This window comes from Lysobacter sp. SCRH-1R (assembly GCF_057747855.1).
In genome coordinates, this window is record NZ_CM173227.1 from 198,937 (window position 1) to 211,454 (window position 12,518).

At 69.7% G+C, this 12,518-nt stretch carries 9 protein-coding genes; 5 read left to right on the plus strand and 4 right to left on the minus strand.

Annotated features, from left to right (window positions below):
• Nucleotides 1-225: 225 nt before the first annotated feature.
• Together rpoH and AC3ANK_RS00875 are read left to right on the plus strand one after the other, a co-directional pair.
• On the plus strand, nucleotides 226-1,101 hold the full coding sequence (rpoH, locus tag AC3ANK_RS00870; protein WP_206862520.1) for an RNA polymerase sigma factor RpoH: 876 nt from the start codon (nucleotides 226-228) through the stop codon (nucleotides 1,099-1,101).
• Nucleotides 1,102-1,237: 136 nt separating this feature from the next.
• The gene (locus tag AC3ANK_RS00875; protein WP_484171857.1) at nucleotides 1,238-1,702 is read left to right on the plus strand and encodes a DUF1203 domain-containing protein; all 465 of its coding nucleotides are present in this window, start codon (nucleotides 1,238-1,240) and stop codon (nucleotides 1,700-1,702) included.
• A 3-nt stretch (nucleotides 1,703-1,705) separates the two neighbouring features.
• On the opposite strand, the gene AC3ANK_RS00880 is transcribed toward AC3ANK_RS00875, so the two are convergent.
• From AC3ANK_RS00880 to tal, 3 genes are all read right to left on the minus strand, one after another.
• Nucleotides 1,706-2,974 (minus strand): NAD(P)/FAD-dependent oxidoreductase, encoded by a 1,269-nt coding sequence (locus AC3ANK_RS00880; protein WP_484171858.1) that lies wholly within the window; start codon nucleotides 2,972-2,974, stop codon nucleotides 1,706-1,708.
• The gene (locus AC3ANK_RS00885; RefSeq protein ID WP_242525345.1) at nucleotides 2,971-4,293 is read right to left on the minus strand and encodes an MFS transporter; all 1,323 of its coding nucleotides are present in this window, start codon (nucleotides 4,291-4,293) and stop codon (nucleotides 2,971-2,973) included. The genes AC3ANK_RS00880 and AC3ANK_RS00885 overlap by 4 nt, the downstream gene beginning before the upstream one ends.
• 207 nt (nucleotides 4,294-4,500) lie before the next feature.
• Nucleotides 4,501-5,451: a transaldolase gene (tal, locus tag AC3ANK_RS00890; protein WP_484171859.1), complete on the minus strand. Its 951-nt coding sequence runs from the start codon at nucleotides 5,449-5,451 to the stop codon at nucleotides 4,501-4,503.
• Nucleotides 5,452-5,643: 192 nt separating this feature from the next.
• Between tal and AC3ANK_RS00895 the strand changes: the two genes are divergently transcribed.
• Genes AC3ANK_RS00895 through AC3ANK_RS00905 form a run of 3 tightly spaced genes read left to right on the plus strand, consistent with a single transcriptional unit; the run spans nucleotide 5,644 to nucleotide 9,679 of the window.
• Nucleotides 5,644-6,390 (plus strand): NYN domain-containing protein, encoded by a 747-nt coding sequence (locus AC3ANK_RS00895; RefSeq protein WP_206862515.1) that lies wholly within the window; start codon nucleotides 5,644-5,646, stop codon nucleotides 6,388-6,390.
• A gap of 44 nt (nucleotides 6,391-6,434) precedes the next feature.
• A complete protein-coding gene (locus AC3ANK_RS00900) occupies nucleotides 6,435-7,184 on the plus strand; it encodes a protein-L-isoaspartate(D-aspartate) O-methyltransferase (protein ID WP_484171860.1) in 750 nt (249 codons plus the stop codon).
• The gene (locus AC3ANK_RS00905; RefSeq protein WP_484171861.1) at nucleotides 7,181-9,679 is read left to right on the plus strand and encodes a spermidine synthase; all 2,499 of its coding nucleotides are present in this window, start codon (nucleotides 7,181-7,183) and stop codon (nucleotides 9,677-9,679) included. The genes AC3ANK_RS00900 and AC3ANK_RS00905 overlap by 4 nt, the downstream gene beginning before the upstream one ends.
• 197 nt (nucleotides 9,680-9,876) lie before the next feature.
• On the opposite strand, the gene AC3ANK_RS00910 is transcribed toward AC3ANK_RS00905, so the two are convergent.
• Nucleotides 9,877-12,075, minus strand: a complete 2,199-nt coding sequence (locus AC3ANK_RS00910; RefSeq protein ID WP_484171862.1) for a primosomal protein N' — start codon at nucleotides 12,073-12,075, stop codon at nucleotides 9,877-9,879.
• Between the last annotated feature and the right edge of the window lie 443 nt (nucleotides 12,076-12,518).

Sequence of the window (12,518 nt, forward strand, 5' to 3'; positions counted from 1 at the left end):
TTCCGGTCTATGAATGGCCCGTGCCACGGGCGTGCGGTCACGTGGTCCCGACGCCCCGCTCACGGCGCAAATGATTGATTTGCAAGCCAACAAGACGCGAAGCGACGCCGCTTCCTCTCACTTCTCGTTCCGTCCTGGCTCGTTCCTCGCTTTATCCCATCCATGAAACACTGAGGCCCTTTCGACCTTTAGCAGACCACCATATCGACTGCTAAGATGCCCCCCATGACCCAGAACACCCTGTCCCTCCCGCTGGTCTCCAACAACCTCCCGGTGCCGAGCGCGCTCGGTTCGCTGGATGCCTACGTCAACGCCGTGCACCGCATCCCGGTGCTCACCGCCGAGGACGAACAGGCCCTGGCGCGCCGCTTCCGCGACGAAGAGGACCTCGACGCCGCCCGTGAGCTGGTGCATTCCCACCTGCGCTTCGTCGTCCACGTGGCCCGTGGCTACAACGGCTACGGACTGCAGATGGGCGACCTCATCCAGGAAGGCAACATCGGCCTGATGAAGGCGGTCAAGCGTTTCGACCCCGACCAGGGCGTGCGCCTGGTGTCCTTCGCGGTGCACTGGATCCGCGCCGAGATGCACGAGTTCATCCTGAAGAACTGGCGCATCGTGAAGGTCGCCACGACCAAGGCGCAGCGCAAGCTGTTCTTCAACCTGCGCAAGTCCAAGACCCGCCTGGGCTGGATGAACGCCGAGGAAGTCCGCGCCGTCGCGCAGGACCTCAACGTGTCCGAGCGCGAAGTGCTGGAGATGGAATCGCGCCTGTCGGGCCGCGACATCGGCTTCGATGCGCCGGACGAGGACGACGACAACGCGCCGCCGTCGCCGGTCGCCTACCTGCGCGCCGACGCCGAGGACCCCTCGCAGGCGTACGAGCGCGAGGACGAGGAGGACAACCACCTCGCCCTGCTGCGCGAAGGCCTGTCGGGCCTGGACCAGCGCTCGCGCGACATCGTCAAGCGCCGCTGGCTGGATTCGGAAAGCAAGATCACGCTGCAGGAACTGGCCGACGAGTACGGCGTCAGCGCCGAACGCATCCGCCAGATCGAAGCCAACGCGCTGAAGAAGATGCGCGCGCTGTTCGCGGCGTAAGTCGGCAACGCGATGCATGCGAAACGGCCCGGGAAACCGGGCCGTTCTTCGTTGCGGCCCCCCGACTCGCCGCAAGGATCGGATATCGAACCCCGCGCGTCGCGGCGAGCATGACGGCATCCAACAGGAGCCCGTCATGTTCCGCATCCACGCACTGCCCGCTGCCCGGTTCGCGCCGCTGTTCGCGCTCACCGACGACGAACTCGCCGCGCGCGACATCCGCCGCGTCGTCGCCGACCAGGCCGCATCGTTTCCCTGTCGCGTGAGCCTGCGCGATGCGGAGCCGGGCGAACGCCTGGCGCTGTTGCCGTACGAGCACCATACCGTCGCCACGCCGTACCGCGCATCCGGCCCGATCTTCGTGCGCGAGAACGCAACGGACACGACGCCGGCCATCGGCGAAGTTCCCGAACAACTGCGCCGCCGCCCGCTCTCGATCCGCGCCTACGGCGACGACGGCATGATGCGCATCGCCGACGTCGTCGAAGGCGCGGCGATTGAATCGCTCATCGTGCGCTTCTTCGATCGCGCCGACGTCGGCTACCTGCACGTGCACTTCGCGCGTTACGGCTGCTACGCGTGCCGCGTCACGCGTGCATGAACATCAGCCCGGCGGCGGTGCGTCGCGGCCGAGGATGATCCGGGCGTGCCGCTGGTAGCTCCAGTACGACCATGCCCAATTGAGCAGCACGATCAGCCGGTTGCGGAAGCCGATGAGGAAGAACACGTGCGCCGCGAGCCAGAACCACCACGCGAGCAGGCCGGACAGCTTGAAGCCGTGCAGGTCGACGACCGCCGCCATGCGGCCGATCGTCGCGAGATTGCCGAAGTCGCGATAGCGGAACGCGGGCGAAGGACGGCCCGTCAGCCGCGCCTGGATCGCCTTCGCCACGTGCGCGCCCATCTGCTTCGCGGCGGGCGCGACGCCGGGCACGGGCTTGCCGTCCTGCTGCACGCTGGCGAGGTCGCCGGCGACGAAGATCTCCGGATGCCCGGGCACGCTCAGGTCGGCCTCCACCGGCACGCGGCCGGCGCGATCGCGCGGCACGCCGAGCAGCGCGCCCAGCGGCGAGGCCGCCACGCCCGCGGCCCACAGCACCGTGCGCGAGGGAACGAACGTGTCGCCGAGCGTGTAGCCGTTCGCATCGATCGCATTCACCGGCGTGCCGGTGACGACGTCCACGCCGAGCTTCTGCAACTGCCTGCGCGCCTTCTCCGAAAGCGATTCGGGAAACGACGCGAGCACGCGCGGCCCGGCTTCGATCAGCCGCACGCGTGCGTGCGAGGGATCGATGTTGCGGAACTCGCGGGTGAGCGTGTGGCGGGCGATCTCCGCCAGCGTGCCGGCGAGCTCCACGCCGGTCGGGCCGCCGCCGACGACGGCGAAGTTCAGCCACGCGTCGCGTTCGGCGGGATCGTCGCAGGCTTCGGCGCGTTCGAACGCGAGCAGCAGGCGACGGCGGATCGCCAGCGCGTCGTCCAGCGTTTTCAGGCCGGGCGCATCCTTGCTCCATTCGTCGTGGCCGAAGTACGCGTGCGTCGCGCCGCTGGCGAGCAGCAGGTAGTCGTAGCGCAACGCATCGCCATCGGCGAGCGACACCGTGCGCGCCTGCATGTCCAGGCCGATGACTTCGCCCAGTCGCACTTCGACGTTGTCCTGGTTGCGCAGGATGTGGCGCAGCGGCGCGGCGATGTCGGGCGACGACAGGCCGGCGGTCGCGACCTGGTAGAGCAGCGGCTGGAACAGGTGGTGGTTGCGCCGGTCGATCAGCGTGATGCGGACGTCGTTGCCGGCGAGCGCGCGCGTCGCCCACAGGCCGCCGAAGCCGCCGCCCACGATGATCACGTGCGGACGTGCGTTTGAATCCGTCATGCGCGTTCCCTTGCGTTGCAGTCGAGATGGTCGGCGATGTCGTGGTCGCGGTCGATGCGCGAGTGCTTCCGGGTGTCGCGCATCAGCGCATACACGCACAGCGACGCCGCCACGCACGCGGTCACGTAGACGTAGAACCACGATTCGTGGCCGATCTGCTTGAACCACAACGCGATGTACTCCGCCGTGCCGCCGAACACCGACACCGTCAGCGCATACGGCAGGCCGACGCCGAGCGCGCGGATGTGCGCGGGGAACAGCTCGGCCTTCACCACCGCGTTGATCGATGTGTAGCCGGTGACGATCAGCAGGCCCGACATCACCCAGAAGAACGCGTCCATCACCGTGCGCGAGGCCGCGATGCCGCTGAGGATGGTGTAGGTGAACAGCGTGCCGAGCACGCCGAAGGCGATCAGGATCGGACGCCGCCCGGTGCGGTCCGACAGCGCGCCGACCAGCGGCTGCAGCAGCATGAACACGAACAGCGATATCGCGGAGATCAGCGTCGCATCGGCCTTGCTAAAACCGCCGGTGTTCACCAGGAACTTCTGCGGGTACGTGGTGAACGTGTAGAACGACAGCGTGCCGCCCATGGTGAGGCCGATCACGGTGAGCACTTCGCGCGGATGCTGCAGCAGCACGCGCAGGCTGCCTCGCTGCGTGCGCTCGCGCGTCCTGGCGACGGCGAAGGATTCGGTCTCCTGCATGCCGCGCCGCAGCCACAGCGCGGTCAGCGCGCACAGCGCGCCGACCACGAACGGGATACGCCAGCCCCAGTCGTGCAGTTGCTCCTCGGTGAGGAACGCGCGCTGCAGCAGCACCAGCAGCGCCAGCGCGAGCAGTTGGCCCATCACCAGCGTGACGTACTGGAAACTGGACCAGAAACCGCGATGCTTCGACTCGGCCATCTCGCTCAGGTACGTCGCGGAGGTGCCGTACTCGCCGCCCACGCTGAGGCCCTGCAGCAATCGCGCGAACACCAGCAGCGCGGGCGCGGCGACGCCGATGCGCTCGTGGCCGGGCGCGAGGGCGATCAGCAGCGAGCCGGCGCACATCAGCAGCACCGAGAGCATCAGCGCGGCCTTGCGGCCGTGGCGATCGGCGTACAGGCCCATCAGCCACCCGCCGACCGGACGCATCAGGAAGCCCACGGCGAACACCGCCGCCGTGTCGAGCAGCTGCGCCGTGGTGTTTCCCTTGGGGAAGAAGTGCGGCGCGAAATAGATCGCGAACGCGGAGTAGGCGTACCAGTCGTACCACTCGACCAGATTGCCGACCGAACCGCTGAAGATGCTGCGCAGGCGCTGGGTGGGTGTCATCGGGGCGGTGGCATCCATGCCGATAGTTTGCCCGAACGAACCCGATGACGCGTTGACGCCGCCCTTGTAGCCCGGGTAAGCGAAGCGCACCCGGGTTGCGTCGATGCGGCCCTCACCCGGGTGCGGCCTTCGGCCTTACCCGGGCTACAGAAGCAGGAAGCCCGGCACGCGCCGGGCTTCCAGTGCATCACGCAGCAGCCTGAATGCTTACCCCAGCCGCTGCGCCAGCATCGCCTCCAGCTTGCGCTGGTCGGCGGCGAACTTGCGGATGCCGTCGGCGAGCTTGTCGGTCGCCATCGCGTCCTCGTTGTGGTCCCAGCGGAAGGTGCGTTCGTCGATGCGTGCCGGCGCCGGCGCGCGTTCGCCGCTGTCCACCAGCGCACGCGGCACCTCGCCTTCGGCATCGGCCAGCGCGTGCAGCAGATCCGGCGAGATCGTCAGGCGATCGCAACCGGCCAGCGCCAGCACCTGCCCGGTGTTGCGGAAGCTCGCGCCCATCACCACGGTGTCGAAGCCGTGGCGCTTGTAGTGCTGCCAGATGCGGGTGACCGACTGCACGCCCGGGTCGTCCTGCGGCGTCGCCGGCTTCCCGGCGCCGTTGGCCAGGTGCCAGTCGAGGATGCGGCCCACGAACGGCGAGATCAGGAACACGCCCGCTTCCGCGCAGGCCACGGCCTGGGCGAAGGAGAACAGCAGCGTGAGATTGCAGTTGATGCCTTCGCGCTCGAGCTGCTCGGCGGCGCGGATGCCTTCCCACGTCGAGGCGATCTTGATCAGCAGCCGCTCGCGGCCGATGCCGACCTGTTCGTACAGCGCGACCAGCTTGCGCGCCTGCGCCAGCGTGGCCTGCGTGTCGAAGCTGTGGCGCGCGTCGACTTCGGTCGAAACGCGGCCGGGGATGAGCTTGAGGATCTCCACGCCTACCGTCACCGCCAGCAGATCGGCGGCGTCGGACACGCGCGCGGCCAGATCGGTGCCGCGCGCCTGCGAGATCGCCGAGTCGATCAGCGGCGCGTAGCGCGGCAGCGACGCGGCCTTGAGCAGCAGCGAGGGATTGGTGGTGGCGTCGAGCGGGTGGAAGCGGGCGATCGCATCGATGTCGCCGGTGTCGGCCACGACGGCCGAGTAGGCGCGGAGTTGTTCGAGCTGGTTGGTCATGGTGGGGGTTGCTGTCGAGGGTCGTGTCGAGGGTTCCGCCCCATTGTGGGGGATCGCGCGTGCACGGGGTAGCGCTACCCCGCCTGTCGTGGCGCATTGCGGGACCGGGTCGTGATGGCCGCGTTGCACCGGACGCAAGCGCCTGCGCTAGGCTCGCCGCAACGCCGCCCCGGCGCGTCCCCGGAATCCGCCATGGCCGAACCCGAGCGCCGCATCGCCCTGCTGATCGACGCCGACAACGCGCCGGCCGGCAAGATCGACGTGATCCTGGCCGAGGTCGCCCGCTATGGCGCGGCCAACGTGCGCCGCGCCTACGGCAACTGGAAGAGCCCGCACCTGAAGGGCTGGGAGGCGACGCTGCACGAATACGCGATCCGCCCCATCCAGCAGTTCGCCTACAGCACCGGAAAGAACGCCTCCGACATGGCGATGGTGATCGACGCCATGGACCTGCTGTACGCGCGCAACCTCGACGCGTTCGCCATCGTGTCCAGCGACGCGGACTTCACCCCGCTGGTGATGCGCCTGCTCACCGATGGCGTGAAGGTGTATGGGTTTGGCGAGAAGAAAACGCCGCTGCCGTTCGTGAACGCGTGCTCGAAGTTCACCTACCTGGAAGCCCTGGGCCAGCCGACCAGCGAGGCCGCAGCGCCTGCCACGCTGCCCAGACCCGAGAAAGAACTGCGCGGAGACACGCGCCTGATGCGCGTGCTGCGCGGCGCGGTCGAATCCGCCAGCGGCGACGACGGCTGGGCGCACCTGGGCGCGGTCGGCCACCAGATCGCCAACCGCGCCTCGCTGGATTCGCGCAATTACGGCTATCGCAAGCTGCGCGACCTGATCGAGGCCACCGGCGTGTTCGAAGTGCGCCAGGACGAGCAGGTCGTGTGGGTGCGTTTGCGGCCGCGCAAGCGTCCGCCCGCGGCGAAGAAGGAATGACCGCGTTGCCGGGACGCTAACGCCCCCCGGCCTAGACTCGCGCCATGGACGGCGGCGTCGCCCTCGCGCGGGTCCCGCATCGCTGCGCGGTGGCGCTGGCGTTGTTCGTCGCGGCGACGCTCGTACCGCCGGCGAGGGCGGCCGATCCCCATGCCGCGCCGCGCGCCGCGCTCATCGCCGAACTGCGCGAACAGTCGCGCGCCGACGCGGGCACGGCGAGGCGGATCGATCCGGCGGTGCTCGACGTCCTCGCGCGCGTGCCGCGCCACGAGTACGTGCCGGCAAGCGAACGCGACGACGCCTACGAGAACCGGCCGCTCGGCATCGGCCATGGGCAGACGATCTCGCAGCCATACATCGTCGCGCTGATGACCACGCTGGCGAAGCCGCGCGCGGGGCAGGCGATCCTGGAGATCGGCACCGGATCGGGCTACCAGGCGGCGGTGCTCGCCGAAACGCAGGCGAAGGTGTACACGGTCGAGATCGTCGCGCCGCTGGCGAAGCAGGCGGCGCAGCGCCTGCGCCGCTATCCGAACGTGCAGGCGCGCACGGCGGACGGCTATTACGGCTGGAAGGAACACGCGCCGTTCGACGCGATCGTCGTCACCGCCGCGGCATCGCCGATTCCGCCGCCACTCGTCGAACAGCTCAAGCCCGGCGGACGCATGGTGATCCCGGTGGGCAGCAGCTTTTTCACGCAGACGCTGCTGCTGGTGGAGAAGGACGCGCGTGGTCGCGTGCGCACGCGGCAGGTACTGCCGGTGCGCTTCGTGCCGCTCACCGGTGGCCCGTGAGCGCGTCCGACCCCGCGGCGTTGCGCTTCGCGTCCGCCGGCGAACGCGCGGATGCACGGGCCGCCGGACATTCCATCGCGCTTCCCATCGCCATCGCGCTGCTGTCGGCCGCCGCGCTGGCGTGGCAGCTGTTGTTGATGCGATGGCTCGCGATCGCGCACTGGCATCCGTTCGCGGTGATGATCATCAGCCTCGCGCTGCTCGGCCACGGCGCCAGCGGTACGTGGCTGGCGTTGTGGTTGCGCGGCGCGCGGCACGCGCGGCTCGCACGCGATTTCGACGCGGCGTTCGCCGCGTGCGCGTTGCTGTTCGCGGCGAGTGCGGCGATCACGCTGGTCATCGCGCGCGCCATTCCGTTCAACGGGCTGGAACTGGTGTGGAATCCGCGCCAGCTGCTGTGGCTCGGCGCGTTGTATCTCACCTTGTCGGTGCCGTTCTTCTTCGCGGCGGCGTGCTTCGGCCTCGCATTCGCGCGACACGGATCGCGCATCCCGGCGCTGTACGGCGCCGATCTGGTCGGCGCTGCGATCGGCGCGCTCGCCGCGCTCGCTGCCAGTGCATGTCCGGTGCGTTACGGGCTGTTGATCGCGGCGTTGTGCGGACCGGTGGCGGCGTGGCTGATCGCACGCAGCGTCGCGGCGCGCGTGGCCGCATGCGTCGTCGCACTCGCGCTGCTGATGACCTGGCCCACGCAGCTGCTCGCGCCGCGCCCGAACGAGTTCAAGGGACTGAGCAAGACGCTGCTGCTGCCGGGCGCGCGCGTGATCGCCGAGCGATCCGATCCCTACGGCAGTTTCGCGATGGTCGAAAGCCCGCGCGTGCCGATCCGGTACGCGCCGGGCCTGAGCCTGTCGCACGCCGCCGAGCCGCCGGCGCAACTGGCGCTCTACACCGATGGCGATGCGATGTCGCCGATCGTGCGCGACGATGGGCACTCCGACGGACAGTGGCTCGAAGCGATGACCTCGGCGCTGCCGTATCGCATGCGCACGCCCGATCGCGTGCTCGTGCTCGGCGCAGGCGGCGGCATGGAGGTGCTGCAGGCGCTCACGCTCGGCGCGCGTCATGTCGACGCGGTCGAAGCGTCCGCCCAGCGCATGCAGTGGATTCGCGGGGATTTCGGCGCCTACTCGGGCCATCTTTTCGACGACCGGCGCGTGAGCGCTTTCGTCGCCGAGCCGCGCGCGTTCGTCCGCACGATCCGCGACCGCTACGACCTGGTCGTGCTCGCAGGTGGCGAATCCTTCGCCAGCGGCGGCGCGGGCGTGCAGTCGGCGAGCGAGCAGTACGCGCTCACCGTCGAGGCGATGCGCGATTACCTGCGAACGCTCACGCCACACGGCATGGTGGTCGCGACGCGCTGGAGCAAGCAGCCGCCACGCGACGAACTCAAGCTCTTCGGCACCGTCGTCGAAGCGCTGCGTGGCGAAGGCGTGGCCGATCCGTCGCGCCACGTGGCGGCGATCCGCAACTGGGATGCGAGCACGTGGCTGCTCTCGCGCTCCGCGATCGAGCCGCGAGCGGCGGGCGCGCTGCTGCGTTTCGCCGACCGTCATGGATTCGATGTCGTGCACGCGCCCGGATGGCGTGCGCGTGCGGGCGAGCGCTTCCACCTGCTCGAACCGCCGACGCTGTTCGACGGCGTGCAGGCGCTGCTGTCGGCGGATGCGCGCGCGTACGTCCGCGCGTACCGCTTCGACATCGAGCCCGCGCGCGACGATCGCCCGTACTTCGGGCATTTCTTCCGCTGGCGCAGCCTGCCGGAGCTGTGGCGCCTGCGCGCGCAGGGCGGCGCGGTGCTGCTGGATTCGGGTTATCTCGTGCTGGTGGCGACGCTGGTGCAGGCGATGGTGCTGGCGCTCGTGCTCGTGCTGCTGCCGTTGCGCGCGCTGTCGCGCGATGGCGGCGCGGCGCCGCCTTCGCGGCTGCGCGTCGGCGCGTACTTCCTCGCGTTGGGGCTGGCGTTCCTTCTGGTAGAGATCGCCACGCTCGCGCGCCTGACGTTGCTGGTTGGGCATCCATGGCTGGCGGCGAACGTCGGGCTCGCCGCGATCCTGCTGTGCGCGGGGCTCGGCAGCCTGCATGCACAACGCTGGATGTCCGGATCGCAGCCCGATGACGCCGCGCTCGCCTCGCGCATCGCGTGGGCGGTACGGGCGATCGTGCTGGGACTTGCGTGGCAGATCGCCGTCTTCGCGGCGGCGCATGCGCTGGCGTCGTCGTGGCCGTTGGCGTTGCGCGCGCTGCTGGGGTTCATCGGCATCGCGCCGCTCGCGTTCGCGATGGGCATGCCGTTTCCGCTCGGTCTCGCGCGGCTGTCGCGCAGCGCGCCGGCGTTCGTGCCGTGGGCGTGGGGGTTGAACGGTTGCGCGTCGGTGATCGCGGCGATCCTGGCGTTGCTGCTGGCGATCGCGATCGGCTTGCGGGCGACGCTGGTGATCGCGGTCGTGTTGTATGGGGCGGCAGCGTGGGTGTGGCGGGGTGATGTGCGTTAGGGCCGCTTCGCGGAATGACGATCTGGAGCGAGAGCAAAATGGGTCCAGCTTTCGCTGGAATGACGGAGTGGTGGATTGCCGGTGAGGGAGTGGCCTTGCGTTACGGGCCTGGATCCCGGCCTTCGCCGGGACGACGGAAGAACGGTGGCGGGTGAAGAAAGCTCACGTGATCAGCTTTCGCAAGTCCCGCGTCCCGATCAATACAGATCCACCGGATCCACATCCAGCGACCACCGAACCTTCCGTGCTTCCGGCGAGGCATGGATCGCCGGAAGCGCGGCTTCCAGTGCCGCATGCAGGCTGCGGCGGTCGGCGGCGGAGAGCAGCAGCTGCATGCGCTGGTATCCCGCGCGGCGCGGCATCGGTGCCGGCAGCGGGCCGTGCAGGTCGAGTGGCGCGTGCACGTCGCGCAGCACCTCGCGTGCCATGCGCAGGAACGCCTCGCATGCATCCACGTGCTGCGCCTCCGCGCGGAACATCGCCATGTGCGCGAACGGCGGGAACCCGGCGATCTCCCGCTGTTCGAGCTCCACCTCGGCGAACGCGTGGTAGCCGCCGGCCAGCAGCGTCGCCAGCAGCGGATGGCCCGGATGATGCGTCTGCAGCAGCACCTCGCCCTTGCGCTGCGCGCGGCCGGCGCGGCCGGCGACCTGGATCAGCAGCTGCGCGAGCTTCTCCGGCGCGCGGAAATCGGCCGAGAACAGCCCTTCGTCGACGCCGACCACCGCGACCAGCGTGAGGTTGGGCAGATCGTGCCCCTTCGCCAGCATCTGCGTGCCGACCAGGATGCCGCGCGGCGTGCCGAACTTCGCCAGCGCGTGCTCGAGCGCGTCGCGACGCTGCGTGGTGCCGCGATCGATGCGCAGCACCGGCACGTCGGGAAAACGCGCGCTGAGCACCTCCTCGATACGCTCGGTGCCCGCGCCCTGCGGTTGCAGCGCCAGGCCGCCGCAGTCGGGGCAGGCGTTGGGGGCCGGACGACGCGCGCCGCAGTGGTGGCATTGCAGGCGCCGGCCGCCGGCGTGCACCGTCATCGGCGCGTCGCAGCGCTGGCATTGCGCGCTCCACCCGCAGTCGTGGCAGAGCAGCACCGGCGCGTAGCCGCGGCGGTTCTTGAAGACGAGCACCTGGCCATCAGCGTCGAGCGCGTGCGCGATGGCATCGAGCATTTCCGGCGACAGCCCGGCTTCGAGCGGCCGTTTGCGCACGTCGCACACGCGCACCGCCGGCGGTTGCGCCTGGCCCGCGCGCTGCTGCAGGCGAAGGTGTTCGTAACGGCCGGCGTGGGCGTTGCGCAGCGATTCCAGCGACGGCGTCGCGCTGCCCAGCAGCACCGGCACGCCCAGCGCCTTGCCGCGCACCAGCGCGAAATCGCGCGCGTGGTAACGGATGCCGTCGAGCTGCTTGAAACTGCCGTCGTGTTCCTCGTCGATCACGATCAGCCCGGCCTCCGGCAGCGGCAGGAACACCGCCGACCGCGTGCCCACGACCACCCGCGCCTCGCCGCGAGCGAAGGCGGTCCAGGTGCGCGCGCGTTCGCCGTCGCCCAGGCCCGAATGCAGCGCGTGCACCGGCACGCCCAGGCGCGCGCGGAACCGCGCCAGCGTCTGTGGGGTCAGGCCGATCTCCGGCACCAGCACCAGCGCCTGCTTGCCGCGCGCGAGGCAGTCGGCGATGGCGTGCAGGTAGACCTCGGTCTTGCCGCTGCCGGTCACGCCGTCGAGCAGCAGCGCGGCGAAGCCGTCGCGCGCGGCGAGGATGGCGTCGACGGCGGCCTGCTGTTCGGCATGCAGTTCCGGGCCGGGACGCGGTTCCACCGCATGGGCGACGGCCGGCACGGCGATGCGCTCGGCCAGCTCCCGCCTGGCCAGCGCCCGGGCGGCGGCTCGCCAGTCCTCGAGCTCGACGTCGAGGCGGTCCTCGTCTAGTGCGCCGGTCTGGAGCAGGTCGGCCAGCCGGCGCGGTTTGCCGGCGCGCAGGCGTTCGCGGGCGGTCTGGCCGGCTTCGGTCAGCTGCCAGGCCCAGGCGTGGGTGTCGGGCAGCGGCTCGCCGCGGCGCAGCGCGGCGGGCAGCGCGGTCGCCAGCACCTCGCCGAGCGGCGCGTGCGTGTAGCGCGCCAGCCAGTTCAGCGATTCGAACAGCTCGCCGCGAAGGACCGGCTCCGCATCGAGCCGGGCGAGGGCGTGCTTCAGCTCGGGCGCATCCGGTTCGGCGGGGCCGGTTTCGGCGACGATCCCCACCAGTTCGCGACTGCCGAACGGCACGCGCACCCGCAGGCCGACGTCGTCCCCGCCGACCGCCTCGCCTTCCGGCGGCCGGTAGTCGAACAGGCGCGGCAGCGGCACGGGCAGGGCCACCCGCCAGACGGCGAGCGGGGTCGTGAGGGCGTCGGGCATCGGCGAAGTCTACCGGGCCCGGTTTGGCACGAAAGCCGCCGCGAAGCTTGCGCGGCATTGCTGCACCGTCTGTGACAAAAATCACGCAAGTGCCCGGCCACAAAGCGAAAACGTCCTTATCCACACGATCTGTGGATAAATCTGTGCATGGCGGGTTGCGAGCGGGGCCCGATTCCCGGAAAACAAGCCTCGCAGCTATGTTGGTGAAAAAAGTGCCAAAGCCGATATTTCTTTTGAAATCATGAGTTTAGGCGTGAAACACGGTTGTCACCCAGCTGAAGGCCGCGTTCAGGAAGCCCTGCATGACGGTCCGATTACTGCTGTGCACAACCGCTTTTCCGGCGAAGGCCGCGTCCCGCTTGGAGGAGCGGCTGGCTCAGCAATGTCAAGCGGAATTTCACCGGGCCGCGTCGTTATCATCGGCGCATGGTGATGCAGTCCCG

Coding starts and splice junctions, on each gene's coding strand:
- rpoH (WP_206862520.1), top strand. CDS start 226: ATGACCCAGAACACCCTGTCCCTCCCGCTGGTCTCCAACAACCTCCCG.
- AC3ANK_RS00910 (WP_484171862.1), bottom strand. CDS start 12,075: ATGCCCGACGCCCTCACGACCCCGCTCGCCGTCTGGCGGGTGGCCCTG.
- AC3ANK_RS00880 (WP_484171858.1), bottom strand. CDS start 2,974: ATGACGGATTCAAACGCACGTCCGCACGTGATCATCGTGGGCGGCGGC.
- AC3ANK_RS00895 (WP_206862515.1), top strand. CDS start 5,644: ATGGCCGAACCCGAGCGCCGCATCGCCCTGCTGATCGACGCCGACAAC.
- AC3ANK_RS00885 (WP_242525345.1), bottom strand. CDS start 4,293: ATGACACCCACCCAGCGCCTGCGCAGCATCTTCAGCGGTTCGGTCGGC.
- AC3ANK_RS00875 (WP_484171857.1), top strand. CDS start 1,238: ATGTTCCGCATCCACGCACTGCCCGCTGCCCGGTTCGCGCCGCTGTTC.
- AC3ANK_RS00900 (WP_484171860.1), top strand. CDS start 6,435: ATGGACGGCGGCGTCGCCCTCGCGCGGGTCCCGCATCGCTGCGCGGTG.
- tal (WP_484171859.1), bottom strand. CDS start 5,451: ATGACCAACCAGCTCGAACAACTCCGCGCCTACTCGGCCGTCGTGGCC.